This is a genomic window from Microbacterium sp. T2.11-28 (genome assembly GCF_950097975.1).
Lineage (GTDB): Bacteria > Actinomycetota > Actinomycetes > Actinomycetales > Microbacteriaceae > Microbacterium.
This window is the reverse complement of record NZ_CATNHF010000031.1, coordinates 52,017-77,862: the sequence shown is the minus strand read 5'-3', so window position 1 is coordinate 77,862 and position 25,846 is coordinate 52,017. Positions and strand designations below refer to the sequence as shown.

Here is a 25,846-nt window from a genome sequence, read left to right as displayed (position 1 = left end):
GGAACGAGGGAGGGAGGAACACGGAGGCATGCATGCGGCGGCCCTCCTGTCGACCCCGTGACAGCAGGCGGCCCCGGGGTTAGCGTGAACCCGTGGCAGCCGGGAAAGAGACGTTCCTCGACATCGGGGGGCACGAGGTGCGCATCTCGAGCCCCGACAAGGTGGTATTCCCCGAGGCCGGGCTGACCAAGCTCGACCTCGTCGAGTACTACCTCGCGGTCGCCGAGGGGGCCCTCCGCGGCGCCGGCGGCCGGCCGATGGTGCTCAAGCGCTTCGTGAAAGGCATCGCCGCCGAGCCCTTCTTCCAGAAGCGCGTACCTGAAGGCCACCCCGATTTCATCGACACCGCGACCTTCCACTACGCCTCGGGAACCTCGGCGGAGGAGGCGGTGATCCGGGATGCCGCCGGCCTCGCCTGGATCGTGAATCTCGGATGCCTCGACCTCAACCCCCATCCGGTCCGCGCGGAGGACCTCGATCACCCCGATGAGCTGCGCATCGACCTCGACCCCATGCCGGGCGTGGACTGGAGCCAGATCGTCGACACCGCCTTCGTCGCCCGCGACGTGCTCAGTGACCACGGTCTCGCCGGCTGGCCGAAGACGAGCGGTTCCCGGGGGCTCCACATCCTCGTGCGGATCGCACCGCGATGGACCTACGCGGAGCTGCGACTGGCGGCCGAGTCGCTCGCCCGCGAGGTCGCCGAGCGCGCTCCCGGGCTGGCGACGGCGCGCTGGTGGAAGGAGGAGCGTGGCGAGAGCGTGTTCGTGGACTTCAACCAGAACGCCAAGGACCGCACCGTCGCCTCCGCATATTCGGTGCGTTCCCTCCCCGACGCGCGGGTGTCGACCCCGCTCACGTGGGAAGAGGTGCGGTCGAGCCGCCCCGAGGAGTTCACCGTGCCGACGGTGCGGCGGCGGTTCGCCGACCAGGGCGATGCCCACGCCGGGATCGACGAGGCGCGCGGATCGCTCGACGGCCTTCTGGCCCTCGCCGAGCGGCTCGGACCGGCGGAGAAGCCGCCGCGGGGCTCGAGCGCGACGGGCTCCGGCGACGGCCGGCGCGCGTCCGTCATGCCTCTCATCGAGATCGCCCGCACCAAGACGAAGCCCGAGGCCGAGGCGGCGCTGGACGAGTGGCGGTCACGGCATCCCGCCGTCGCCGCGCAGCTCCACCCGGCCGATGTGCTCGTCGACGGCATGCGCGGGTCGAGCTCGCTCTGGTACCGCGTGCGCGTCAACCTGCAGCACATCGACGAAGAGGAGCGGCCCCCGCAGGAACCGCTCCTCTCCGACTACGATCCGTGGGCGTCGCGGCGCTGACCCGCCGTCACTCCCACTCGATGGTCCCCGGGGGCTTGCTCGTGACGTCGAGCACGACCCGGTTGACCTCGCGCACCTCGTTGGTGATGCGGTTGCTGATCTTCGACAGCACGTCGTAGGGGATCCGCGTCCAGTCGGCGGTCATCGCGTCCTCGCTGGAGACCGGACGCAGCACGATCGGATGCCCGTAGGTGCGGCCGTCGCCCTGCACGCCCACCGAACGGACGTCGGCGAGCAGCACGACGGGGCACTGCCAGATCTCGCCGTCGAGGCCGGCCTTGGTCAGCTCCTCGCGGGCGATGGCGTCGGCGTCACGCAGGATCTCGAGGCGGTCAGCGGTGACCTCACCCACGATCCGGATGCCGAGGCCGGGGCCCGGAAACGGCTGGCGCGCGACGATGACCTCGGGAAGGCCCAGCTCGCGCCCGATGGCGCGGACCTCGTCCTTGAAAAGCGTCCGCAGCGGCTCGACGAGCTCGAACTGGAGGTCTTCCGGCAGGCCGCCCACGTTGTGGTGGCTCTTGATGTTGGCCGTCCCCGTTCCGCCGCCCGACTCGACGACGTCGGGGTAGAGCGTGCCCTGCACGAGGAAGCGGATGGGGTCGCCCTCGGCGGCCGCCTCCGCGATCAGGTCGGACTGCACCTTCTCGAACGCGCGGATGAACTCGCGACCGATGATCTTGCGCTTCTGCTCGGGGTCGCTCACCCCGGCGAGCGCCGTCAGGAACGTCTCGCGCGCGTCGACGGTGATGAGGCGGACGCCCGTGGAGGCCACGTAGTCGTTCTCGACCTGCTCGCGCTCACCCTTGCGGAGGAGGCCGTGGTCGATGAACACGGCGATGAGCTGATCGCCGACGGCCTCGTGCACGAGGGCGGTGGAGACGGCCGAGTCGACGCCGCCCGACAGCGCCGACAGCACGCGGCCGGAGCCGACCTGCGCGCGGATCTTCTCGACCTGCTCGGCGATGACGTTGCCGCTGTTCCAGTCGGCGGGAAGGCCGGCCGCCTTGTGGAGGAAGTTGACGATGACGTCCTGGCCGTAGTCGGAGTGCTTGACCTCGGGGTGCCACTGCACGCCGTAGAAGCACTTCTCGGCGTTGCCGAAGGCGGCCACCGGCGTCGCCGCCGTCGAGGCGAGCACCTCGAAGCCCGCGGGAGCCGCGGACACCTGGTCGCCGTGGCTCATCCACACGTTCTGCTGCGCGGGCTGGCCGCCCAGGAGCACGCCTCCGTCGTTGGCCACGACGGCATCCGTGGCGCCGTATTCGCGGAGCCCCGTGTTGGCGACCTCGCCGCCCAGCTGCTGGGCCATCACCTGGAAGCCGTAGCAGATGCCGAGGGTCGGGATGCCGAGCTCGAGCACGCCCGGGTCGAGCGTGGGCGCTCCCGGCTCGTACACCGACGACGGTCCGCCGGACAGGATGATCCCGACGGGGTCCTTGGCGGCGATGTCCTCGGCGGTCGCCGTGTGCGGGACGATCTCGCTGTAGACGCCGGCCTCGCGGACGCGCCGCGCGATCAGCTGCGCGTACTGCGCGCCGAAGTCCACGACGAGGACGGGGCGCTGGGCCGTTTCGGTCTGTGTGGTCACCGGGAGCCTTCCGAGGCGGGGACGGACGGGACGGATTCGGCGGCTTCGCGGTCGGCGAGATAGGTCCGCACCTCGCGGGCCACGCGCGTCTCCATGATGAACGAGAGGAGCGGCACGATGCCGCCGAGGGCGAGGAGCACGAAGCGCACGAAGGGCCAGCGCATGAGGCTCCAGATGCGGAAGCACGAGAACAGGTACACGACGTAGAACCAGCCGTGCGCGACCAGGATGAACAGCGAGATGTTGAAGCCGTCGCCGGCGGAGGCCATCTCGCAGCCGTTACCGCCCGGGATGAACAGCGAGAACCACTCGCAGCCGGGGCCCGGGATCGCCGGGGCGAACCAGAGCAGGCCGCCCGAGCCGCCCGCGAAGAGCTCGACGTGCAGCGGGGTGTACTTGAGGATCATCTCGGCGACCAGCAGAAGCAGCCCGACGCCCGTGATGATCGACGCCACCTGGTAGAACTTCAGCGCTCCGCGGATCGCCGGAAAGGTGGCGAGCTTGGGCTGAGGCATGGCTCCCAGTCTAGTCGCCGGGCGGGGCGGCCCCGGCCGCCTCCTCGAGCGCCTCGACCTCCTTCTCCCACGCGTCGCGGGCAAGCCGGTACCACATGTAGAAGGCGAAGCCGGCGAACACCGCCCACTCGACGGCGTAGAAGATGTTGAGCCAATTGACGTTCGACAGCTCGGTCGGAGCGGGCGAATCGATCGCCGTCAGCTCCGGGCCGGCCGCGGGCAGGCCCAGGCCGTCGACGTCTGCGACGAGGTAGGGGCGGTAGACCGACAGGCCGTCGGTGTCGTGCCACCATCCCAGCAGGGCGGCGGGCGACATCGTGGCCATCTCGGTGATCGGCGCGCCGGCTGCGGGGAGGCGGGGGCCTTCGTCCGAGACCAGCCGCCCGCGGAGAGTCGCGGCGACCTCACCCGCCGACGCCACGGCGCTGCTCAGGGCGGCCGCCGCCGCGTCGGCGGTCGCGCGGTCGGCCGTCCACCCGATCGCGACCGCGAGGGAGGTCGGACCCTCCACCCCTGCCGAGGCCTCGTCGACGCGGAGCTGGCCCGTCACCCAGAAGCCCTGCACACCGCCGTTGTAGCGCGACGACACGACGAGGAAGTCCTCGGGCACCCAGCGCCCGGACACCTCCACCCGCTGCCCGACGAGCGGCTCGGAGAGGTACTCCCCCGGCGCGACGACGTCGGCGATCGGACGCACCGCCTCGGTGGCTCCGGGCGGCGGCGGGTCGGTGTCGATCGCACGACCCAGCTGCCACTGACCCAGCCAGGCGAAGACGCCCGCGACGACGAGCGCGAAGACGAGCATCCCGATCCACCAGGGACGCAGCATGACCTCGCGCAGCGTCGGCGGGAACACCTCGGTTGCCGGGCCCGTGGAGGGTTCGCCGGTCATCAGTGGGAGGAGTACGGCGCGACGACGACCTCGACGCGCTGGAACTCCTTGAGGTCCGAGTAGCCCGTCGTGGCCATCGACTTGCGGAGCGCGCCGATGAGGTTGGCCGTGCCGTCGGCGACCGGCGCCGGGCCGTACAGGATCTCCTCGAGCGGGGCGACCTGGCCGACCTCGACGCGGCGACCGCGCGGCAGCTTGGGGTGGTGCGCCTCGGGACCCCAGTGGTACCCGCGGCCGGGCGCGTCGATGGCCCGAGCGAGTGCAACGCCCAGCATGACGGCGTCCGCTCCCATCGCGAGCGCCTTCACGATGTCGCCCGACGTGCCCACGCCGCCGTCGGCGATGACATGCACGTAGCGCCCGCCCGACTCGTCGAGGTAGTCGCGTCGCGCACCGGCGACGTCGGCGACCGCCGTCGCCATGGGCGCGTGGACCCCGAGCGTCGCACGCGTGGTGGAGGCCGCCCCTCCGCCGAAGCCGACGAGCACGCCCGCCGCGCCCGTGCGCATGAGGTGGAGCGCCGCCGTGTAGGTCGACGCGCCGCCGACGATCACGGGCACATCGAGGTCGTAGATGAACTTCTTGAGGTTCAGGGGAGCCGCGTCGCTGGAGACATGCTCGGCGGAGACGGTCGTGCCCCGGATGACGAACAGGTCGACGCCGGCGGCCACGACCGTCTCGTACAGCTCCTGGGTGCGCTGGGGGGTGAGGGCGCCGGCCACCGTCACGCCGCCGTCGCGGATCTCGGCAAGCCGGTCGCGGATGAGCTCGGGCTTGATCGGCGCCGCGTAGAGCTCCTGCATGCGGCGGGTCGCCACGTCGGCAGGCAGCGACGCGATCTCCGCCAGCAGCGGCTCGGGCTCGTCGTAGCGCGTCCACAGGCCCTCGAGGTCGAGCACGCCGAGCCCGCCGAGGCGCCCGAGCATGATCGCCGTCTGCGGGCTCATCACCGAGTCCATGGGCGCGCCGAGGACCGGGATCTCGAATCCGAACGCGTCGATCGACCACGCGGTCGAGACGTCCTCCGGGTTGCGCGTGCGGCGGGAGGGCACCACGGCGATGTCGTCGAACGCATACGCGCGGCGGGCGCGCTTGGCGCGGCCGAGCTCGATCTCCATGCTCACACCCCCAGCCTACCGGGCCGCTCCGGCGCGAGAGCCTGGCTCCGGCGCGAGAGGATGTGCGCATGCGGATCATCGTGGTGGGCGGCGGAGTCATGGGGCTCGCGACCGCCTGGGAGCTGACCCGGCGCGGCGAGCGCCCGATCGTGCTGGAGCGCTTCGCCCGCGGACACACCCGCGGCGCCTCCCACGGCGCGACGCGCAACTTCAACAATGCCTACGCCGAGGAGCACTACCTCGACCTGCTGGTCCGCGCCCGCGACGGCTGGGACGCGCTCGGCGAGGTCGAGGGCGAGCCCCTCCTCCGGCTGCACGGGCTGGTGTCGCACGGGTTGGGAACGGCGCTGGGGAGCGCTGCCGGCGTGGGACTCACCGCCGTCGCCGACCGACTGCGGGAACGCGGGCTGCCCGCCCAGATGCTGAGCCCGCGCGAGGCGCATCGACGCTGGCCCGGCATGCGGTTCGACGGCGACGCACTGTACTCGCCGGACGCCGGCGTCGCCCGCGCGGCCGCGGCGATGCGAGAACTGGAGCGGCGCATCCTCGCCGGTGGTGGCGAGGTGCGCTGGAGCACTCCCGTCTCCGCGGTGTCCGACGCGGACGGCACGGTGACGGTGCGCACGCCCGCGGGCGACCTCATCGCGGACGCGGCCGTGATGACAGTCGGCGCCTGGACGACTCCGCTGCTGGGAGGCATCCTCGGCGAAGCGCTCCCCCGGCTGCGCGTGACCGAGGAGAGCCCCGCCCACTTCGCGCCCCGTGACCGGGCGTCGTCGTGGCCGTCGTTCAACCACTTCGTCGCTCCCGGGTCGTGGCCGGCGAACGTCTACGGCATGCCCACACCGGGCGAGGGCGTGAAAGTCGGCTTCCACGGCGTCGGCGACGAGGTCGATCCCGACGCCCGACCGTTCGCCGCCACCCGCCAGGCAGAGTTGCGCGAGTACGTCCGCGCGTGGTTTCCCGGCCTCGACCCGCACTCGGCGGCGCCGATCAGCTGCACCTACACGTCGACCGACGACGAGTCCTTCGTCCTGGACCGGCGCGGGGGCATCGTCTTCGGAGCGGGCTTCTCCGGTCAGGGTTTCAAGTTCGCCCCGGGCATCGGAGCGGTGCTGGCCGACCTGGTCATCGATCCCGCTGCCCGCGCGGCACCGGCGTTCCGGCTGCGCTGACCGGGGGCGACGTCACCCGGCGGCCAGGGCGGACGTCAGCGCCGCAGCGAGTTCCGGCTTCAGGGTCCGCACGAACGTGTCGCTCAGGTGGTGACGGTCGGTGAAGGCGACCACGTTGCCGACCACGGCCTTGCAGACCTCCGCCGTGCACAGACGATCGGTGAAATCGGCGACGCTGGCACGCGGAGCCATGCGGGTCGCATCGGCGAACACCGCTTCCCCTCGCAGGCCCTTCTCACGCGGGACGGCGCACTCGTCGGGGTCGTCGTAGTTCTGCGCCACGCAGTCCGGGACGTCCACGCTCATGCGGGGGGTGTCGCGGATCACGAGCACCTGGATGCCGGCGTCCTCGAGGCGGTTCCAGTACTCCGCGAAGCCCGCAGCACCGGGCGCCCCCTCAGCGCCGTCGTCGACCATCGCCGCAGACGAGGACCACGTCGTGACGACGAGGTCGGGGCGCGAGGCGAGGAGCTCATCCATCACCACCTCGTTCGGGGCGGTGCACACCGACTCCTTCTGCACCTCGATCTCCCGCGGAACCGGGTTGAAGGGGCAGGCGTTGTGCAGATAGGTGCGCAGATGCCAGTCATCGCGCTCGGCCAGCTCGGCCAGCGCCGTCGAGTACATGCGTGCGTGCGAGTCGCCCACGAGCACGACCGACGGGTCGGCGGACGGATCCCCGGCGGTGCATTCCGGGGTGACCGCGTCGCGCTGCCCGGCGACGCACTCCGCGTCGCTGAAGATCGCATTGCGGTCGCTCCCGGCGAGGAGCGGGCTGGGGGTCACGGCGGCGTCGGCGGTCGTGAACGTCGGAACATCACCCGCGCGCAGCACCGCCGCAGCGCCCGTCCGCGGCAGCGCGCTCGCCTGCTGCGCCAGCGCATCCCAGTCGCCGCCGCCCGCCGCACGCGCCGTCATGACGGGGTACGCGAAGGTCGTCCCGGCCACGAGGACCATCGCGACCAGACCCGCGATCAGGGTCCGCGGTGTCGAGGAGCTGAAGTACGAGGCGCGGCGAACCGGCTGCTCGATGAACTCGTAGCTGAAGTGGGCGAGCACCACAGAGACGACCGACATCGCGATGATGTCGAGGTGGTCCACGGTGCGGTCCGCCATCATCGTCCAGATGATGATGACGGGGAAGTGCCACAGGTACAGCGAGTAGGAGCGGTCACCGATCCACTGCACGGCCCGCAGTCGCGACGCGCGGGTCCAGGGATCCCAGCGATCCCACGACGGCGGGACCGGCGCGGGGGCGTCCTGCCCGGCGGTGCCACCGACGATCACCGCCACCGTCCCGAGGATGACGGGGAGGGCGGCCAGGCCGGGGAACGGGGACTCGCTCGTGAGCGTGAACGCGGAGACGGCGATCGCCGCCAGTCCGGCGTAGACGAGGAGCGCGCGCACCCCGCGTGGGAGCCGCCTCACCCCGATGACCGCCAGCAGGCCTCCCGCTCCCAGCTCCCAGACCCGGGTGGTCGTCACGAAGTAGGCGTCGACCTGCCCCTGCGACACGGCGTAGACCGAGTAGGCGAAGGAGGCCAGGACGACCGCACCGAACATCACGAGCAGCACCAGCCGCAGACGCCGCCCGTCGTGCCCGTCCGCAGCGCCCTTCCGACGGGCTACGATCCACAGCGCAGCGAAGACGATGAGCGGCCAGAAGAGATAGAACTGCTCCTCGACCGACAACGACCAGAAGTGCTGGAACGGGGTCGCGTCGTTCTCCGCGGCGGAGTAGTCGACGGCGTCGCCGGCGAGCACCCAGTTCTCCACGTAGAAGATCGAGGCGAGAGCCTGCTTGGCGAGGTCGGCGAAGGCGGTGACGGGCGCGAACCAGGAGGTCACCGCGACGGTCGCGCCGATCGCGACCAGGCTGGCCGGCAGGATGCGGCGCGCGCGGGCGGCCCAGAAGGCCCCCAGCCGCACCCGGCCGGTGCGCGCCGCGTCGCGGACCAGATGGCTCGTGATGAGGAATCCGGAGATGACGAAGAAGACGTCGACGCCGATGTAACCGCCGGGAAGGCGGTTCGGACGGAGGTGATAGACGACGACGAGGAGCACGGCGATCGCACGCAGCGCCTGGATGTCCGCACGGAATCGCTGCGGCCCGCGTCGCGCGGAGCGTCGACGGAGCCCCCCGGGGACGGTGGTCCCGGGCGTCGCGAGGGCGGCGTCAGTCACGGGTGTCGATTGTATGGCTCGGCGCCTGGGATTGCGCCGAACGCGCGCCTCACTTCTTGTAGTTCGGTGCCTCGACGACGATCTGGACGTCGTGCGGGTGCGACTCCTTGAGCCCGGCGGCGGTGATGCGCACGAACTTGCCGCGCGCCTTCAGCTCGTCGATGGTGCGCGCGCCCACGTAGAACATCGACTGACGCAGGCCTCCGACCAGCTGGTACGCGACGGCCGAGACCGGGCCGCGGTAGGCGACCTGTCCCTCGATCCCCTCGGGGATCAGCTTGTCGTCGTTGGGCACGTCGGCCTGGAAGTACCGGTCCTTGGAGTACGAGGTCTTCTTGCCGCGGGTCTGGAGCGCGCCGAGCGAGCCCATGCCGCGATACAGCTTGTACTGCTTGCCGCCCTGGAACACGACCTCGCCCGGCGACTCGTCGGTGCCGGCCAGGAGCGAACCGAGCATGACGGTGTCGGCGCCGGCGACGAGCGCCTTGGCGATGTCGCCCGAGTACTGGAGGCCGCCGTCGGCGATGACGGGGATGCCGGCGTCGCGCGTGGCCTGGAACGCCTCCCAGATCGCCGTGACCTGCGGGACGCCCACGCCGGCGACGACGCGCGTCGTGCAGATCGACCCCGGTCCCACTCCCACCTTGACGGCGTCCGCGCCGGCGTCCACGAGCGCCTGGGCGCCCTCCCGGGTCGCGACGTTGCCGCCGATGACGTCGATGTGGTCGAACGACGCGTCGGCCTTGATACGGCGGATCATGTCGATGACGCCGGCCGACTGCCCGTTGGCGGTGTCGACCACCAGGACGTCGACGCCCGCATCGCGCAGCGCCTCGGCGCGCTGCCACGCGTCGCCGAAGAAGCCGATCGCCGCACCGACGCGCAGGCGTCCCTGCTCGTCCTTGGTCGCGAGCGGATACTTCTCGCTCTTGTCGAAGTCCTTGATCGTGATGAGGCCGGCGAGCTTGCCCTCGTCGTCGATGAGCGGCAGCTTCTCCACCCGGTGCTGCGCGAACAGGGCGATGACCTCGTTGGCGCCGATGCCGACGCGGCCGGTGACCAGGCCCTCGCTGGTCATGACGTCGCGGACCTTGGTGGTCTGGCGCTCGAAGCCCGAGACGAAGCGCATGTCGCGGTTGGTGATGATGCCGACGAGGCGACCCTCCTCGTCGACGACGGGAAGACCCGAGATCCGGTACTGCGCGCAGAGGCCGTCGACCTCTTCGATCGTCGCGTCGGGCGTCGTCGTGATCGGGTCGGTGATCATGCCGGACTCGCTGCGCTTCACGCGGTCGACCATCGACGCCTGCTCCTCGATGGAGGCGTTGCGGTGCAGGATGCCGATGCCGCCCTCGCGGGCGATCGCGATCGCCATGCGCGACTCCGTGACGGTGTCCATGGCCGCCGACAGCAGCGGCGTGGCCACGGTGATGCGCCGGGTGACCCGCGAGGAGGTGTCGGCCTCGGAGGGGATGACGTCGGTGTGCCCCGGGAGGAGCAGGACGTCGTCATACGTCAGTCCGACGAAACCGAACGGGTCGTTGTGCTCCATGCGCTCTCCTGCGTGCCGATCTTCCGCTGTTGCCGCGTGCCCCGATGGCCGTTTCGGGGACTCTCCGATTCTAAGTCGCCGGAGCCGCGATTAATTCCGGTGGAGCCCGCGCGGTCACCCCCTTTCCGGGGTGGCGGAACAGATCGTGCGGTAGGCGAAACAGAACCGACACATTACGCTCGTACCGTCGTTGATCAATGCCGATGCGACCGCACCGCCCGAGGTGCGCCCGGACTGGAGGATCTGTTGAGTCCCACGACCGTGAGAGCGGGCCATCCTGTGAGATGGCTCGTCTTGACCCTGGGCGCCGTGCTGGCGGCCGCACTCCTGTTGCTGAGCAGTCCGGGGGCCGCGTTCGCCGCGACATCCGCCCCCGACACGCCCGGCGGCGACCAGGAGAAGACGCCGTTCTACTTCGCCGGTGTGATCAAGTTCGACGACGAGCCGGTCGGCGACGTCGTGATGTCGATCGAGGGCAACGGCTTCGAGGCGTCCACCATCACCGACGCCGAGGGGCGCTGGCGCATCTACGTGCCCGAGAAGGACACCTTCACCCTCACCGTCGATGAGACGACCCTGCCGGAGGGCGTCATCGTCGACGCCGCGCAGCTGCCCGAGGGCACGCAGCCCATCAGCGGCACGACGGCGTCGTTCGAGGTGGAGTTCGGTCTCACGGGGTCGAAGATCCTCAACCTCTTCCTGGGCGAGGGCGAGCGGATCACCACCTCCTTCGCCGACCAGTTCTTCGAGCGCTTCGTCAACGGCCTCAACTTCGGCCTCCTGCTGGCCCTGGCCGCCGTCGGCGTCTCGCTCATCTTCGGCACGACGGGGCTCACCAACTTCGCTCACGGCGAGATGCTCACCTTCGGCGCGATCGTGGCGCTGGCGCTGGGCACAGGTGCCAGCGCGCTGCCCATGTACCTGGTGATCCCGATCGTGGTGATCGCCGGCGTCGCGCTCGGGTGGGTGATGGACGCGGGCCTGTGGAAGCCGCTGCGACGCAAGGGCCTCGGGCTCGTGCAGCTCATGATCGTCAGCATCGGCCTGTCGCTGGCGGCGCGCTACTTCTTCAACCTCATCATCGGCGGCGCGACCTACCAGCTCCCCGGTGCCGGCTCCCCCAAGATCCCGCTCTTCGGCCCCATCGCCCTGTCGGTCATCGACATGTGGTCGATGGCCATCAGCGTCGTGCTCCTGGTCGCCGTCGCGTTCTGGCTGCTGCGCACCCGCATCGGCAAGGCCACCCGCGCGATCTCCGACAACCCCGGCCTGGCCGCCGCGTCAGGTATCAACGTCGACCGCGTCATCCGGATCGTCTGGATGCTCGCCACGGCGCTCGCGAGCGTCGCCGGCGTGCTGTGGGCGTACTTCCGCCCCGGTGTGAAGTGGGACATGGGCATGCACGTCCTGCTGCTCATCTTCGCCGCGGTCACCCTCGGCGGTCTCGGCACCGCCTTCGGGGCCCTGATCGGCTCGATCATCGTGGGCCTCCTCGTCGAGATCTCGACGCTGTGGCTGCCGCCGGACCTCAAGTACGTGGGCGCGCTGGCGATCCTGATCGTGATTCTGCTCGTGAGACCGCAGGGCATCCTGGGGCGCAAGGAAAGGCTCGGATAACCGTGGACTTCGGGCAGATCATCAACCTCAGCCTGGGCTATATCCTCAGCCCCGTCACGATCGCGTACGCCCTGGCGGCGGTCGGACTCGCCGTGCACTTCGGGTACGCGGGACTCCTCAACTTCGGTGTCGCCGGCTTCATGGCCATCGGCGCGTACGGCTACGCCATCTCGATCCTGAGCTTCGGCCTCCCCTGGTGGGTGGGCATCCTCATCGGTATGGTGGGCGCCGCGATCTTCGCGGTGATCCTCGGCATCCCGACGCTGCGACTGCGCGCGGACTACCTCGCCATCGTGACGATCGCCGCGGCCGAGATCGTGCGCCTCCTGTTCACCACCCAGGTGTTCGACGAGTGGACCAACTCCGCCGACGGCCTGGGCGGGTACCACGCCGGGTTCCGCGGGGCCAACCCGTTCCCGGAGGGCACCTACGGGTTCGGCCCGTGGGTCTACACCGCCGACCAGCTGTGGGTCCGCGTGTTCGGCATCATCCTGCTGGCCATCGCGGTGTACCTGGTGTGGGCGCTCATGCGCAGCCCGTGGGGGCGCGTCCTCAAGGGCATCCGCGAGGACGAGGATGCCGTGCGCTCGCTCGGCAAGAACGTCTTCGCCTACAAGATGCAGGCGCTCGTCATCGGCGGTGTGTTCGGCGCCCTCGGCGGCGTCGTGCTCTCGCTGCCCTCGGCCGTGGTGCCGTCGGTCTACCAGACCTCGCTCACGTTCTTCATCTGGACGATCCTGCTGCTCGGCGGCGCGGCGACCGTGTTCGGTCCCGTCGTCGGCGCGGTCATCTTCTGGGTGCTGATGGCCTTCCTCGACGCGGTCCTGCCGGCGCTCGCCTCCCAGGGGGTGCTGCCGATCTCCTCGATCCAGGCGGCCAACCTCCGCTACGTCCTGGTCGGTGTCGCCCTGATGCTGATCGTGATCTTCCGCCCGCAGGGCATCTTCGGCAACAAGAGGGAGCTGACCTTTGTCAAGTAACGAAGCAGGCAGCAGCACTCCGAGTCCCGCTCCCGGCGACACCGGCGCGGTGCCCGTGACCACCGGCAGCATCCGCCGCCCGAAGACCGGCGGGCTGGCCACCGGCGCTCCGGTGCCGGGCGTCGCCAAGACCGACCCGATCGTCATCATCGACGGCGTGACCCGCCGCTTCGGCGGTCTCACCGCGGTCGACGTCGAGCACCTCGAGATCCCCCGCGGCGCGATCACCGCGCTCATCGGCCCCAACGGCGCCGGCAAGACGACGCTGTTCAACCTGATCTGCGGGTTCGATAAGCCCAACAGCGGACAGTGGTCGTTCGACGGCACCAACCTGTCGGGCATCCCGTCGTTCAAGGTGGCGCGGATGGGCCAGGTGCGCACCTTTCAGCTCACCAAGGCCCTGTCGCTCCTGACGGTCCTCGAGAACATGAAGCTCGGCGCGACCGGCCAGAAGGGCGAGAGCCTCTGGCGCAGCATCCTCCCCTTCATCTGGCGCTCGCAGGACGACGAGATCGAAGCCAAGGCCAAGGAGCTGCTGGCCCGGTTCAAGCTCGACACCAAGCAGGACGACTACGCGGCGTCGCTGTCGGGCGGTCAGCGCAAGCTCCTCGAGATGGCGCGCGCCCTCATGAGCGACCCGACCCTCGTGATGCTCGACGAGCCGATGGCCGGCGTCAACCCGGCGCTCACCGAGTCGCTGCTGGACCACATCCTCGACCTCAAGGACCTCGGCATGACGGTCCTGTTCGTCGAGCACGACATGCACATGGTCCGCCACATCGCCGACTGGGTCGTCGTGATGGCGGAGGGGCGCGTCGTGGCCGAGGGGCCGCCGGACACCGTCATGGAGGACCAGGCGGTCATCGACGCCTACCTCGGCAGCCACCAGGACGTCGACCTCGGCGTCGTCACCGGCCGCATCGAGGGCGAACTCGACGCGTCGGCGCAGGAGCTCCTCGAGGAGATCAAGGAAGTCGAGCAGTCGGCGATCGCCGAGGCCGAGGAGGAGAACAAGTGAGCGACGCGTCCACACCGACGACCCAGGTCGTCGATGCCCCGGTCAAGAGCGACGAGCTCGTCGTGAACGTGACCGATCTGTATGCGGGCTACCTCCCGGGCATCAACATCATCAACGGCGCCAACCTGACGGCCCGCAAGGGCGAGCTGGTGGGGATCATCGGCCCGAACGGGGCGGGGAAGTCCACGCTGCTGAAGGCGATCTTCGGCATGGTGAAGGTCCGCGAGGGCGACATCACCGTCAACGGCGAGAGCGTGGTCGGGCTGAAGTCCGACCGTCTCGTGCAGCGCGGGGTCGGATTCGTGCCCCAGACCAACAACGTGTTCCCCTCGCTCACGATCGAGGAGAACCTGCAGATGGGGCTCTTCCAGCGGCCCAAGGCCTACGCCGAGCGGCTGGAGTTCGTCACGGGCATCTTCGCGGAGCTCGGCAAGCGCCTCAAGCAGCGCGCCGGGTCGCTGTCGGGCGGTGAGCGCCAGATGGTCGCGATGAGCCGCGCGCTCATGATGGATCCCGCCGTGCTGCTGCTCGACGAGCCGAGCGCGGGACTGTCGCCGGTCCGCCAGGACGACGCCTTCATCCGCGTCTCCGACATCAACAAGGCGGGCGTGACGACCATCATGGTCGAACAGAACGCCCGGCGCTGCCTCCAGATCTGCGACCGCGGCTACGTGCTGGACCAGGGCCGCGACGCGTACGAGGGCACCGGCCGCGAGCTGCTGAACGACCCGAAGGTCATCGGCCTGTACCTGGGCACCCTCGGCACCGACTGAGCGCCCTCGGCACCGCGTGAGGCGCCACGAAGGGGGCGGGATGCCACCGCATCCCGCCCCCTTCGTCGTGCCTGCCACCGGCCTTCGTCGCGCCTCCCGTGCCGGCCGCGTCCGGCCGCCGGCGCCCGCGAGGACGGCGCACGGGACGCGCACCGGGCACGCGGGCGCACCGGGCACGCGAAAGGGCCCCGGATCGCTCCGGGGCCCTTCCTCACTGCGTCGATCAGAGGTCGATGCGGGTGAAGGTGTTGGTGTCGTCGAACTGGAAGATGCCGATGGTCGCCTCGGTCGGGTCACCGTTCTCGTCGAAGGTGATCGGGCCGGAGAAGCCGTCGTAGTCCGCCTCGCCGCCACCGAGGATGATGTCGGCGCAGTCGGCGTACGTGGTGCACTTCTCACCGGCTGCGTCGCCGCCGCCGGAGACCGCCTGCAGGTTCTCTGCGATGTCGGCGGCGTCGGTCGAGTTCGCCTTCAGCGCGGCCAGGGCGATGAGCACGACGGCGTCGTACGACTCGTTGGCGTACGAGAAGTCGGTCAGGTCGCTGCCGTCGCTGGTCGGAGCCGTCTTCCAGAACTCCACCAGGCGCGCCTGGAAGTCCTCCGGGGTCGACGGACCGGCGGGCGTGGTGCCCTTGGCGCCCTCGAGGCTGACGTCGGAGGGCCACTTCTCGTCGGCACCGAACTGCTTCAGGTTGCCGTCGACGAAGTACAGGTCCTCGGCCGGGTAGCCGGCCGCGATCAGCGCGGGAGCGATCGTGTAGACCTCGTCGAACGTGATCAGGGCGATCGCGTCGGGGTTCGAGGCCATCACGGCCGAGATCTGCGCGTCGAACGAGGTGTCACCGGCGTTGAACGCCTGCGACTCGACGACCGTGCCGCCGGCGCCCTCGAACGCCTCGCTGAAGAACTGGTTCAGGCCCGTGCCGTACGAGTCGTTCAGGTAGATCGACGCCACGTTCTCGTGGCCGTCCTCGGCGATCAGGTTTCCGAGCACCTCGCCCTGCAGCACGTCCGAGGGAGCGGTGCGCCAGTAGAGGCCGTTGTCGTCCCAGGTCGTGAAGTCGGCCGACGTGTTGGCCGGCGAGAACGTGATGATGCCCGCCGAGACCATGTCGTCGAGGAAGAGCTTCGTCACACCCGACGAGGCGGCGCCGATGGCGGCGGACACGCCCTCCTGGATGAGGCGGGGAGCGGTGGTCTGCCACGCGTTGTTGGTCGCATCGCCCGAGTCGCCCCAGACGATGTCGTCCATCGTGAGACCCGTGGTGTCGGCGACCTCGTTGATGTCCGCGGCGGCGAGACCGACACCGGCCTCCTCGGGCGGGCCGAGGAAGGACAGGCTGCCCGACTGCGGGAGGATCGTGCCGATCTTGAGGGTCAGATCGCGCGTCTCGACGGGCGCCTCAGACGAGGTCTCGGTCGGGGTGGTGCCCCCGGCGCAGCCTGCGAGGACCACGGCGCTGGCTCCGGCGACGGCGATGGCGCCGAGGACCTTGCCCGCACGCGAACGTGTGAAGACGGTCATGTTGCTCCTTGCTATGGATGAACAAGGGACGACCTCGGGTGCCGTCCCAGTTGGGAATAACCTAATCGCCACGACGCGTCGCCAATGTTGCGATCCGTTAACGCTGTGATACGGCATGGTCACGATGCGATAACGGCACCGCCGGACCCGCTCCTCCCGCCTGTTCCCGGGCGGGGAGCGCTCTCAGGAGGGCTCGGCGACGACCGGCCGGCGCGCGTGCCGGAGCGAGTCGGCCATGAGGACGACCAGCGCCAGCCAGACGAGCCCGAAGCCGATCCAGCGCTCCAGGGGCATGGGCTCTCCCATGATCCAGGCACCCGTGATGAACTGCAGGATCGGGGCGACGAACTGGAGCAGTCCGATGACCGTCAGCGGCGCCCGGCGGGCGCCCGCCGCGAAGAACAGCAGGGGCGTGGCCGTGACCGCTCCGGCCAGGAGCAGCAGGAGCGTGTGCCCGGCACCGGCCTGCCCCATGGTCAGCCCGGTGGTGGTGGCGACCACCACGAGCTGGACGAGGGCGACCGGAAGGAGCCACAGCGACTCCAGGGTGAGTCCGCTGATGGCGTCGACGCTCGGGCCGATCTGCTTCTTGACGAGACCGTAGGCGCCGAAGCTCGCGGCGAGGGTGAGGGCGATCCACGGGAAGGCGCCGTAGCCGACGACGATCACGACGACGGCCAGCACGGAGATCCCGATGGCGACCCACTGGGCGATCCGCAGCCGCTCGCCGAGCACCAGCACGCCGAGGAGCACGGTGACGATCGGGTTGATGAAGTATCCGAGCGAGCCCTCGATGACGTGACCGGTCAGCGTGCTGATCAGGAAGACCTGCCAGTTCACGTAGATCAGCAGTCCCGCCACGATCGTCCAGACGACCAGGCGCGGCGTGCGCAGGATGGCCCACAGCTTCGCCCACGTGCGCGTCACCGTCAGCAGGATCGCGCAGAACGCCAGCGAGAGGATGATCCGCCACGCGACGACCTCCCACGGCCCGGTGGGGACGAGCGTCAGGAAGTAGAGGGGCATGAAGCCCCAGAGGAAGTAGGCGATGAACGCGAGGACGCCGCCGCGCACCTGCTCTCCGTCGTCTCGGGTGGCGGAGGAGCGGGGTGTCATGGGTCCAAGCCTAGGACGGTCATGACCACCCGAGCCCCGGCAGGGTCGACGGGATCCTGCCGATCGTCGCGGTCCGCCTGCCACGACGCCCGGACCCCGCCGACGACGAAGGGCCCCGATGCGTCGGCATCGGGGCCCTTCGAGACGTCTGCGATCAGCGGACGACGACCGCCAGGACGTCGCGCGCGGACAGGACGAGGAACTCGTCGCCGCCGAACTTGACCTCGGTCCCGCCGTACTTGCTGTAGATCACCCGGTCGCCGACGGCGACGTCGAGCGGCACGCGGTTGCCGTTGTCGTCGATGCGACCCGGGCCCACCGCGACGACCTCGCCCTCCTGGGGCTTCTCCTTCGCGGTGTCGGGGATGACCAGTCCACTGGACGTGACCTGCTCAGCCTCGACCTGCTTGATGACGATGCGGTCCTCGAGCGGCTTGATGGAAACCGACACGGTCTACCTCTTTCTTGCTTCAGGGGTCTGTGCTTCAAGACTCGTTAGCACCCGCACACTTCGAGTGCTAACGCCAAGTGTAGAGCGCCGCTGGCACTCGTGCAACGCGAGTGCCAGCCGCCTCCGCGCGGGGTCGGGCGCGCACGTAGGCTTGCCGGGTGGACCACGTCGAGCTCGCGACCCTCCTGACTCCTCAGGCACTGCGCCTCCTCGACGACCTCGGTCCGGTCGACTCCACGGCCGACGTGGCCGCCGCGGTCTCGCGGCTGCGCGCCGCAGGCATCGCCCCGGAGCTGGTGTCCGCCGTGGTGGGGCAGGCGCGTCTGCGCACCCGCGCGGGCGCGAAGTTCGGCCCGTTCGCCGCCCGCATGCTCTTCACCCGCGCCGGACTCGAGCAGGCGTCACGGCTCTCGATGGCCGCTCGCCACGCGGGGCGCTTCCGCGACGCCGGCGTCGCCCGCGTCGCGGACCTCGGCTGCGGGATCGGCGGCGACGCCCTGGGCCTGGCCGGCATCGGACTCGATGTGCTCGCCGTCGACGCCGACGAGGTCACCGCCGCGATCGCCGCCTACAACCTCGCGCCCTTCGGCGGCGCGGCCGTCGTGCGCCACGCCCGCGCCGAGGAGACCGACCTCTCCGGCATCGACGCCGTCTGGCTCGACCCCGCGCGCCGGTCCGCGGGCCACGGTGAGACCCGGCGCACCCGTCCCGAGGACTGGACGCCGTCGCTGGAGTGGGCCCTGGACCTCGCGGCGCGGATGCCGGTGGGCATCAAGCTCGGACCCGGGCTCGACCGCGCGGCGATTCCCGCCGGCGTCGAGGCGCAGTGGATCACCGTCGACGGGTCCACGATCGAGCTGGTGCTCTGGTCGGGGATCCTCGCCCGTCCGGGCGTCGCCCGTGCGGCCCTGGTGGTGCAGGGCGACGCCGCGCACGAGCTGACCGCGCCCGCAGACGCCGACGACGAGCCGGTGCGCGCTCTCGGCGCCTACGTGCACGAGCCGGCCGGCTCGGTCATCCGGGCGCGGCTCATCGGCGAGGTCGCCAGACGGCTCGACGCGGGGATGCTCGCCGACGGCATCGCCTACCTGACCTCCGACGCCGAACTCACGAGCCCGTTCGTCCAGTCCTTCCGCGTCCGCGAACAGCTGCCCTTCGACGTGAAGCGGCTCGGCCGCGCCCTGCGCGAGCGGGGCATCGGCACGCTGGAGATCAAGAAGCGCGGCGTCGACGTGGATCCGGCCGCGCTGCGTCCGAAGCTGAAGCTCGCGGGCGATGACTCCGCGACCCTCCTGCTGACGAGGATCGACGGCGGCCGGGTCGCACTGCTCGCCGACCGGGTCTGACGCTCAGCCGAAGAGCGGTCCCTGCGTGGAGGCCCACCAGAGCCAACCGGCGCTGTAGACCAGGGAGAGCAGGCTCAGGCACAGCGCCCACACGGCGACGCCCCGACTCTCCCACGGCCGGCGCAGGGCGACCACGGCGAGCCCTGCACCCACGAGGCCGACGAGGAAGCCCCAGCCCACCAGCAGCGAGAAGATCAGCGCGAGGATGCCGAAGGTCAGCGCCCACGGACCGCTGCGCGGCAGCGGGGCTGCGGGGGCCGGCGCCCACCGCACCTCGGTGTGGACCGGCGAGGTCACCGCGACCGGCTCGGTGAAGGCGCGCTGGAAGCCGCCGCGGTGCTCACCGGGCAGCCCCGACGACTCGGCGGCGGTGACATCGGGAGACGGCGTCTCGACGATCGGCACGGGCACCTGCGGGACGTCCGCGGGCAGGGCGGTGCCGTCCGGCGGCGGACTCTGGGGCTCACGGTCGCCGCTCATGCGCCGACCGCCACCTGGATCTCGGTCACCGGCAGGGTCGAGTCCGCGCCGAACGCGAGCGTGGACGCCGGCCGTCCGCTGCGGATCAGCTCGGCGGCGAGCGCCGCGATCATAGCGCCGTTGTCGGTGCACAGCGACAGCGGAGGGATCCGCACCGCCACGCCGGCCGCCGCAGCCCGCTCCAGCGCCACCTCGCGCAGCCGCCGGTTCGCGATCACGCCGCCGCCCAGGAGCAGGCGCGGCACGTCGTGCCGCGCGCAGGCGTCGAGCGCCTTGGTCACGAGCACGTCGACGACCGCCTCGCGGAACGACGCGGCGACGTCGGGCACCGATACCCGCTCCCCCGCCGCCTCGGCGCGCTCCACCCAGCGGGCGACCGCCGTCTTGAGTCCCGAGAACGAGAAGTCGTAGCGATGGGCCGCCATGTCCGAGGCGCGCGACAGGCCCCGCGGGAAGCGGACGGCGTCGGGGTCGCCCTCTGCGGCGGCGCGGTCGATCTCCGGCCCGCCCGGGTAGGGCAGCCCCAGGATGCGGGCGATCTTGTCGAACGCCTCCCCGGCCGCGTCGTCCATGGTCTCGCCGAGCAGCTCGACGTCCGAGACGAGGTCGCGCACGAGGAGGAGGGAGGTGTGACCTCCCGAGACGAGCAGCGCGACCGTCGGGTACTCGACCTCTTCGCCGGTCAGGATGTCGGCGGCGATGTGCCCCACGAGGTGGTTGACGGCGTACAGCGGTCGATCCAGCGAGACGGCGAGCGCCTTGGCCGCTCCGACGCCGACCATGAGGGCGCCCGCGAGCCCGGGACCGCTGGTGACGGCGACAGCGTCGAGGTCGGCGAGGGAGACCCCGGCCTCGGCGACGGCGGCCTCGATCGCCGGCTGCAGGGCTTCGAGGTGGGCGCGGGCAGCGACCTCCGGCACGACGCCGCCGTACCGGGCGTGCTCGGCCATGGAGCTGGCGATGGTGTTGGACAGCAGGGTGCGGCCGCGGACGATCCCGATGCCGGTCTCGTCGCAGCTGGTCTCGATGCCCAGCACCAGGGGCTCCGCGCCCATCAGCACCACCCCTTCCCGGGCGTCTCGTCCTCGGGTCGGGCCTCGTGCGCGCGCGCCCATCCCGCCAGGTCGAGCTTCATGACGACGGCGTCGACGTCGTCGGGCTGGTAGTAGCGCGGCCGGCGGCCGATCTCGACGAAGCCCTCCGACGCGTACAGGGCGGTGGCGACGGGATTGTCCGCGCGGACCTCCAGGAAGACCTCGCGCGCGCCGCGGCTGCGGGCGGAGGCGATGAGCTCGGCCAGCAGCGCACGTCCGCGGCCGCGGCCCCGGGCGGCGGGGGCGATCGCGATCGTCTGGATGTCGGCATCCGCTGCGCCCTGCACCGCGCGCACCCCGCCGTAGCCGCGGAGGGTGCCCGCCTCGACGTCGACGACGTAGCGGCCGTGCGGGGACGCGATCTCGGCTGCCATCATGGCCTCGCTCCACGCGTCGCTGGGGAAGGAGTCGCGCTCGAGCGCCATGATGTCGGGGAGGTCCGCGGCCGTCGCGGTGCGCAGGCTCATGCGCCCACCTTCTTGGGCGCACCGGGCAGCGTGACGTCCGGAGCGCGGAGGTAGAGCGGCTCCCCGCCCGTGAGCGTGCGGCCGGCGGCGACGGCGCGCGCGGCGGCCAGCGCCACCATCGAGGCCGGGACGGCGGAGACGTCGATGCGGCGCACACCGCCCGCGGCGAGGAGCTCGTCGAGGGCGTCGCGCGGCGAGAGCGCCGGCTCGGCGATCCGCACCGGGTGCCCGTCGTCGTCGAGGCCGTCGTAGACGGTGTAGGCGAACTCCCGGCGCCGGGCATCGGTCACGACCGCGAACGGCTCCGACGGCGCGTGCGGGTCGGCCAGGAGCACGGCGAGCGCTGCGGCGTCGTGGCTGGGGACGGCGACGACGGGAAGACTGCGCGCGAGCGCGAACGCCCTCGCAGCGGCGATGCCCACCCGCAGCCCTGTGAAGGGGCCGGGGCCCATGCCGGCGGCGACGTGGGTGATCTCGACGGGCGTCGGCGCGGCGGTCGCGCCCACGGGCCCGAGCGCCGCGTCGGCGAGTGCCCGCTCGAGGAGCACCCCGATCACCTCCGCGTGGGCGAGGGGGTCGGGGCTCGCGGCCTCGGACCGCACGACGCCGTCCGCCTCGACGACGGCGACCGCCGTGCCGAGCGAGGTGTCGATGCCCAGGATCATCCCTCCAGCGTAGCCGCGGGTGCGGCGGCGCCGTCGTCAGGGACGGCGGCTGACGGTGACCCGCCGGGGTGCGACGTCCTCCATGTCGGCGGCCGCGTCATCAGCCGCGTCGGCCGCTGCGGCGCCGGCCCACTCGCGGTCGAGCTCGATCTCCCACCACTGGTCGACCAGCCCGTCGACCATGTCGCGCCCCCATTCGACGATGGTGACGGAGCGGTCCAGGTCCAGGCCGAGGTCGTCGAGCTCGGCCGCCGACCCCAGGCGGTAGGCGTCGACGTGCACGAGCGGGGGACCGTCGACGAGCGAGGGGTGCGTGCGGGCGAGCACGAACGTGGGACTCTGCACGGGCCCGCGCACCCCGAGCCCGTCCCCGATGCCGCGGGTGAGGGTCGTCTTCCCCGCACCGAGCGCGCCGGTGAGCACCACGAGGTCTCCGGCGCGCAGCACGCCGCCGATCCGGCGACCCAGGTCCTCCATCGCCGCCACGGACGAGACGATCCTCTCCCCCGCGAAGGCGGCGAGCCCGCTCACGTGGACACCTGCCGGCGGGGCACGCGCGGTCCGATCCGCGTCACGATCTCGTAGTTGATGGTGCCCGCGGAGTCCGCCCACTCCTCGACGGCGGGAAGGCCTCGCTCCGGATCGCCGAAGAGGGTCACGGGATCGCCGACCGCAACCGGGTGGTCCCCGACGTCGACGACGAACTGGTCCATGGCGATGCGGCCCGCCACCGGGAACACCAGGCCGCCGATCCGCACGGCGCCTCCTCCCGATGCGCCGCGCGGCACGCCGTCGGCGTAGCCGAGCGGCACCAGGGCCAGCGTCGTCTCGGCCGAGGTGCGGTGCTGATACCCGTACGAGACGCCCTGACCGGCCGGCACGCGGCGCACCGCCGCGACGGCCGCGCGCAGCGTCATGGCGGGGCGCAGCCCCAGATCGGCCGAGGTGCGGTCGGCGAACGGCGACAGCCCGTACATCGCGATCCCGATGCGGACGGCGTCGAACCGCGCCTCGGGCAGAGCGAGGGTGGCATGCGAGGCGGCGAGGTGACGCAGCCGCGGGGCGAGCCCCTGCGCGGCGGCGGCGACGAGGGCCTCGTGGAACCGCGCGAGAGCGGCCCGGTCGTCGGCCTCGCTCGTGTTGGAGAGGTGGCTGAAGATGCCGACGACGCGCAGCCGGCCGATCCGCTCCAGCCTCGCCGCCTCGGCGAAGACGCGATGCTGCTCGGCGGGCGGCAGCCCGTTGCGCCCCAGGCCGGTCTCGACCTTCAGATGGACGACGGCGGCCCGCTCACCCCCTGCGGCGGCCGCCGCGAGCAGCTGGTCGTACGACGAGATGCCGAGCTCGATGCCGAGGGCGACGGCCTCCTCGAACCCTTGGCCGGGGGCGTGGAGCCAGGCCATGATCGGGGCCTCGATCCCGGCGCGCCGCAGCGCCAGCGCCTCGCCGACGTCGGCGACGCCGAGCCGGGTCGCCCCGCCCTCGAGGGCCGCGACCGCGGAGCGGACGGCGCCGTGTCCGTAGCCGTCGGCCTTGACGACCGCGATGACCTCGACACCGGTGAGCCGGCGTAGTCTCGCGACATTGGCCGCGATCGCTCCGACGTCGATCGTCGCCTCGCGCATCGGGCCGGGAGGGATCCGCTGATCGGTCACGCGTCGCTCCCGCCGCGTGCGGGGTCACCCGTCTCGGCGACGACGTAGGCGATCGCGACCCCTGCGTCGTGCGAGAGCGAGAGATGGAGAGAGCGGATGCCGCGCTGCGCGACCGTCTCGGCGGTCCGGCCGCTCAACGAGAACACCGGACGTCCCGAGGGCTCGGAGGCCACCTCGATGTCGGTCCAGTGGACGCCGTCCGAGCCGCCCAGCGCCTTGATCAGCGCCTCCTTGGCCGCGTAGCGCGCCGCCAGGGAGTGCGGTCGCAGGCTGCGCTCGGCGACCGCGAAGAGCCGCTCCATCAGCCGGGGCGTGCGCTCGAGCGATCGTTCGAACCGGGGGATGTCGACGAGGTCGACGCCGATTCCGACGATCATCCCGTCAGCCTACCGCCGCACCCGGAGGGGCCGCCGCGCTCACTCGACGGTGACCGACTTAGCCAGGTTCCGAGGCTGATCGACGTCCAGGCCCTTGGCGGTGGCCAGGCCCATGGCGAAGATGTGCAGCGGGACGACGGCCAGCAGCGGCTCGAACAGCGGACCGGCCAGCGGGATGCGCAGCACCTCGTCGGCGAAGGGCAGCACGGCGGCATCGCCCTCCTCGGCGACGGCGATCACGCGGGCGCCGCGGGCGCGGATCTCCTGGATGTTCGACACGACCTTCTTGTGCAGCTCGGCGGACTCGCGCGGCGACGGCACGATGACGAACACGGGCTGCCCCGGCTCGATCAGGGCGATGGGCCCGTGCTTGAGCTCGCCGGCCGCGAAGCCCTCGGCATGGATGTAGGAGATCTCCTTGAGCTTGAGGGCGCCCTCGAGGGCGATCGGGTACCCGACGTGACGGCCGAGGAACAGCACCGACTGCGTGTCGGCCATCCAGTGCGAGAACTGCGCGATGTGCGCCTGCTCCTTCTCGAGCACCCAGGAGATCTTGCCGGGCACCGCCTCCAGCTCGGCCACCGAGCGCGCGGAGTCCGCCGGCGACAGCGTGCCGCGGATCCGTCCGATGTGCAGCCCCAGCAGGTACAGCGCGGTGATCTGCGCCACGAAGGCCTTGGTCGACGCGACGGCGACCTCGGGACCGGCGTGGGTGTAGACGATGGCGTCGGACTCGCGGGGGATCGTCGCGCCCTGCGTGTTGCAGATCGAGAGCGTCCTGGCCCCCTGCTCGCGGGCGTACTTGACCGCCATGAGCGTGTCCATGGTCTCGCCGGACTGCGAGATCGACACCACGAGCGTGTCGGGGCCGATGACGGGGTCGCGGTAGCGGAACTCGTGCGCCAGCTCGACGTCGACCGGGATGCGCGCCCACTGCTCGAGCGCGTACTTGCCCACCATGCCGGCATAGGCGGCGGTGCCGCAGGCGATCACGATCACGCGCGTGATCCCCGCGAACAGGGAATCGAGACCGTCGAGCTCGGGGATCACGACCTCGCCGTCGCGGATGCGGCCGCGCACGGTATTGGCGACGGCCTCGGGCTCCTCGGAGACCTCCTTGGCCATGAAGGAGGACCAGCCGCCCTTCTCGGCGGCGGCGGCGTCCCACACGACTTCGAAGGGCTCGACCTCGACCGGCTCGCCGTGGAAGTCGGTGACCGTGACGCCGGCGGGCGTGATCGCGACGATCTCGTCCTGCCCGATGGCCAGCGCGCTGCGGGTGTGCTCGACGAACGCGGCGACGTCGGACCCGAGGAAGTTCTCCCCTTCGCCGAGGCCGATCACCAACGGGGAGTTGCGGCGCGCGCCCACGACCAGCCCCGGCTCGTCGCGGTGCATCGCGAGGAGCGTGAAGGCGCCCTCCAGCCGCGACGCCACCGCGCGGAAGGCGGTGACGAGATCGCCCGTGGCGCGGTACTCGCGTCCGAGCAGGACGGCGGCGACCTCGGTGTCGGTCTCGCTGCGGAAGGTGAACCCCTCGGCGACGAGCTCGGCCTTGAGCTCGGCGAAGTTCTCGATGATGCCGTTGTGGATGACGGCGAGACGGTCCTCGTCGGCGAGGTGCGGGTGCGCGTTGGCGTCCGTCGGGCCGCCGTGGGTGGCCCAGCGGGTGTGGCCGATGCCCGTCGTGCCGTCCGCGAGCGGGTGGTCGACCAGGTCGTCGCGGAGGACCTTCAGCTTGCCCGCGCGCTTGCGCAGTCCGAGCTGTCCGTCCCCGTCGATCACGGCGATGCCGGCGGAGTCGTACCCCCGGTACTCGAGGCGCGCCAGCCCGGACAGGAGGATGTCCTGGCTCGGCCGCGGGCCGACGTATCCGACGATTCCACACATGCCGTCAATCGTAGGCGTGCGAGTTTGGTCGGAGCCCTGACAA

At 71.3% G+C, this 25,846-nt stretch carries 24 protein-coding genes; 7 read left to right on the top strand and 17 right to left on the bottom strand.

The window, feature by feature from the left end; all coding sequences use genetic code 11:
- Positions 1-92: 92 nt before the first annotated feature.
- Positions 93-1,322: a non-homologous end-joining DNA ligase gene (ligD, locus tag QQZ13_RS15090; RefSeq protein ID WP_284530290.1), complete on the top strand. Its 1,230-nt coding sequence runs from the start codon at positions 93-95 to the stop codon at positions 1,320-1,322.
- Positions 1,323-1,329: 7 nt separating this feature from the next.
- On the opposite strand, the gene guaA is transcribed toward ligD, so the two are convergent.
- The 4 genes from guaA to QQZ13_RS15070 all read right to left on the bottom strand — a co-directional run bounded on the left by guaA (position 1,330) and on the right by QQZ13_RS15070 (position 5,438).
- The gene (gene guaA, locus QQZ13_RS15085) at positions 1,330-2,913 is read right to left on the bottom strand and encodes a glutamine-hydrolyzing GMP synthase (RefSeq protein ID WP_284530289.1); all 1,584 of its coding nucleotides are present in this window, start codon (positions 2,911-2,913) and stop codon (positions 1,330-1,332) included.
- A complete protein-coding gene (locus QQZ13_RS15080; protein ID WP_284530288.1) occupies positions 2,910-3,428 on the bottom strand; it encodes a DUF3817 domain-containing protein in 519 nt (172 codons plus the stop codon). The genes guaA and QQZ13_RS15080 overlap by 4 nt, the downstream gene beginning before the upstream one ends.
- Before the next feature lie 10 nt (positions 3,429-3,438).
- Complete coding sequence (locus QQZ13_RS15075; RefSeq protein WP_284530362.1) at positions 3,439-4,257, bottom strand: SURF1 family cytochrome oxidase biogenesis protein; 819 nt, start codon at positions 4,255-4,257, stop codon at positions 3,439-3,441.
- A 62-nt stretch (positions 4,258-4,319) separates the two neighbouring features.
- Positions 4,320-5,438, bottom strand: a complete 1,119-nt coding sequence (locus QQZ13_RS15070; protein WP_284530360.1) for a GuaB3 family IMP dehydrogenase-related protein — start codon at positions 5,436-5,438, stop codon at positions 4,320-4,322.
- 68 nt (positions 5,439-5,506) lie between these two features.
- Here QQZ13_RS15070 and QQZ13_RS15065 point away from each other — a divergent pair, with 68 nt between their 5' ends.
- Positions 5,507-6,613: an FAD-dependent oxidoreductase gene (locus QQZ13_RS15065; RefSeq protein WP_342395273.1), complete on the top strand. Its 1,107-nt coding sequence runs from the start codon at positions 5,507-5,509 to the stop codon at positions 6,611-6,613.
- Between the two features lie 12 nt (positions 6,614-6,625).
- Here the strand turns inward: QQZ13_RS15065 and QQZ13_RS15060 are convergent, their stop codons facing one another.
- Both QQZ13_RS15060 and guaB read right to left on the bottom strand, forming a co-directional pair.
- A complete protein-coding gene (locus tag QQZ13_RS15060; RefSeq protein ID WP_284530286.1) occupies positions 6,626-8,797 on the bottom strand; it encodes an acyltransferase family protein in 2,172 nt (723 codons plus the stop codon).
- Positions 8,798-8,846: 49 nt separating this feature from the next.
- On the bottom strand, positions 8,847-10,349 hold the full coding sequence (gene guaB / locus QQZ13_RS15055) for an IMP dehydrogenase (protein ID WP_284530285.1): 1,503 nt from the start codon (positions 10,347-10,349) through the stop codon (positions 8,847-8,849).
- A 294-nt stretch (positions 10,350-10,643) separates the two neighbouring features.
- On the opposite strand from guaB, the gene QQZ13_RS15050 reads away from it, so the two are divergent.
- From QQZ13_RS15050 to QQZ13_RS15035, 4 genes are all read left to right on the top strand, one after another.
- Positions 10,644-11,966: a branched-chain amino acid ABC transporter permease gene (locus tag QQZ13_RS15050; protein ID WP_284530284.1), complete on the top strand. Its 1,323-nt coding sequence runs from the start codon at positions 10,644-10,646 to the stop codon at positions 11,964-11,966.
- Between the two features lie 2 nt (positions 11,967-11,968).
- The gene (locus QQZ13_RS15045; RefSeq protein WP_284530283.1) at positions 11,969-12,946 is read left to right on the top strand and encodes a branched-chain amino acid ABC transporter permease; all 978 of its coding nucleotides are present in this window, start codon (positions 11,969-11,971) and stop codon (positions 12,944-12,946) included.
- Positions 12,947-13,016: 70 nt separating this feature from the next.
- Positions 13,017-13,964, top strand: coding sequence for an ABC transporter ATP-binding protein (locus QQZ13_RS15040; protein WP_284530358.1), 948 nt, complete (start codon positions 13,017-13,019; stop codon positions 13,962-13,964).
- Between the two features lie 62 nt (positions 13,965-14,026).
- On the top strand, positions 14,027-14,737 hold the full coding sequence (locus QQZ13_RS15035; RefSeq protein WP_284530357.1) for an ABC transporter ATP-binding protein: 711 nt from the start codon (positions 14,027-14,029) through the stop codon (positions 14,735-14,737).
- 223 nt (positions 14,738-14,960) lie between these two features.
- Here the strand turns inward: QQZ13_RS15035 and QQZ13_RS15030 are convergent, their stop codons facing one another.
- The 3 genes from QQZ13_RS15030 to groES form a co-directional block, all read right to left on the bottom strand.
- The gene (locus tag QQZ13_RS15030; RefSeq protein WP_284530282.1) at positions 14,961-16,262 is read right to left on the bottom strand and encodes an ABC transporter substrate-binding protein; all 1,302 of its coding nucleotides are present in this window, start codon (positions 16,260-16,262) and stop codon (positions 14,961-14,963) included.
- 183 nt (positions 16,263-16,445) lie between these two features.
- Positions 16,446-17,378: an EamA family transporter RarD gene (gene rarD, locus QQZ13_RS15025; protein ID WP_284530281.1), complete on the bottom strand. Its 933-nt coding sequence runs from the start codon at positions 17,376-17,378 to the stop codon at positions 16,446-16,448.
- Between the two features lie 154 nt (positions 17,379-17,532).
- Positions 17,533-17,829 (bottom strand): co-chaperone GroES, encoded by a 297-nt coding sequence (groES, locus tag QQZ13_RS15020; RefSeq protein WP_005050391.1) that lies wholly within the window; start codon positions 17,827-17,829, stop codon positions 17,533-17,535.
- Between the two features lie 158 nt (positions 17,830-17,987).
- Here groES and QQZ13_RS15015 point away from each other — a divergent pair, with 158 nt between their 5' ends.
- Positions 17,988-19,175 carry a class I SAM-dependent methyltransferase gene (locus QQZ13_RS15015; protein ID WP_284530278.1) on the top strand — a complete coding sequence of 396 codons (1,188 nt, stop codon included), beginning with the start codon at positions 17,988-17,990 and terminating at the stop codon, positions 19,173-19,175.
- A 3-nt stretch (positions 19,176-19,178) separates the two neighbouring features.
- Here QQZ13_RS15015 and QQZ13_RS15010 read toward each other — a convergent pair whose 3' ends face one another.
- Genes QQZ13_RS15010 through glmS form a run of 8 tightly spaced genes read right to left on the bottom strand, consistent with a single transcriptional unit; the run spans position 19,179 to position 25,803 of the window.
- Entirely contained in the window at positions 19,179-19,655 is a 477-nt protein-coding gene (locus QQZ13_RS15010; RefSeq protein WP_284530277.1) for a hypothetical protein, read from the bottom strand.
- Positions 19,652-20,710: a tRNA (adenosine(37)-N6)-threonylcarbamoyltransferase complex transferase subunit TsaD gene (tsaD, locus tag QQZ13_RS15005; protein ID WP_284530275.1), complete on the bottom strand. Its 1,059-nt coding sequence runs from the start codon at positions 20,708-20,710 to the stop codon at positions 19,652-19,654. The genes QQZ13_RS15010 and tsaD overlap by 4 nt, the downstream gene beginning before the upstream one ends.
- Positions 20,710-21,216: a ribosomal protein S18-alanine N-acetyltransferase gene (gene rimI, locus QQZ13_RS15000; protein WP_284530273.1), complete on the bottom strand. Its 507-nt coding sequence runs from the start codon at positions 21,214-21,216 to the stop codon at positions 20,710-20,712. The genes tsaD and rimI overlap by 1 nt, the downstream gene beginning before the upstream one ends.
- Positions 21,213-21,881: a tRNA (adenosine(37)-N6)-threonylcarbamoyltransferase complex dimerization subunit type 1 TsaB gene (gene tsaB / locus QQZ13_RS14995; RefSeq protein WP_284530272.1), complete on the bottom strand. Its 669-nt coding sequence runs from the start codon at positions 21,879-21,881 to the stop codon at positions 21,213-21,215. Before tsaB ends, rimI begins: the two co-directional genes overlap by 4 nt.
- A 36-nt stretch (positions 21,882-21,917) precedes the next feature.
- The gene (gene tsaE, locus QQZ13_RS14990) at positions 21,918-22,412 is read right to left on the bottom strand and encodes a tRNA (adenosine(37)-N6)-threonylcarbamoyltransferase complex ATPase subunit type 1 TsaE (RefSeq protein ID WP_284530271.1); all 495 of its coding nucleotides are present in this window, start codon (positions 22,410-22,412) and stop codon (positions 21,918-21,920) included.
- The gene (gene alr, locus QQZ13_RS14985; protein WP_284530355.1) at positions 22,409-23,506 is read right to left on the bottom strand and encodes an alanine racemase; all 1,098 of its coding nucleotides are present in this window, start codon (positions 23,504-23,506) and stop codon (positions 22,409-22,411) included. Before alr ends, tsaE begins: the two co-directional genes overlap by 4 nt.
- Positions 23,507-23,532: 26 nt before the next feature.
- Entirely contained in the window at positions 23,533-23,913 is a 381-nt protein-coding gene (locus QQZ13_RS14980) for a holo-ACP synthase (RefSeq protein ID WP_284530270.1), read from the bottom strand.
- Positions 23,914-23,952: 39 nt separating this feature from the next.
- Complete coding sequence (gene glmS / locus QQZ13_RS14975) at positions 23,953-25,803, bottom strand: glutamine--fructose-6-phosphate transaminase (isomerizing) (RefSeq protein ID WP_284530269.1); 1,851 nt, start codon at positions 25,801-25,803, stop codon at positions 23,953-23,955.
- Positions 25,804-25,846: the final 43 nt, after the last annotated feature.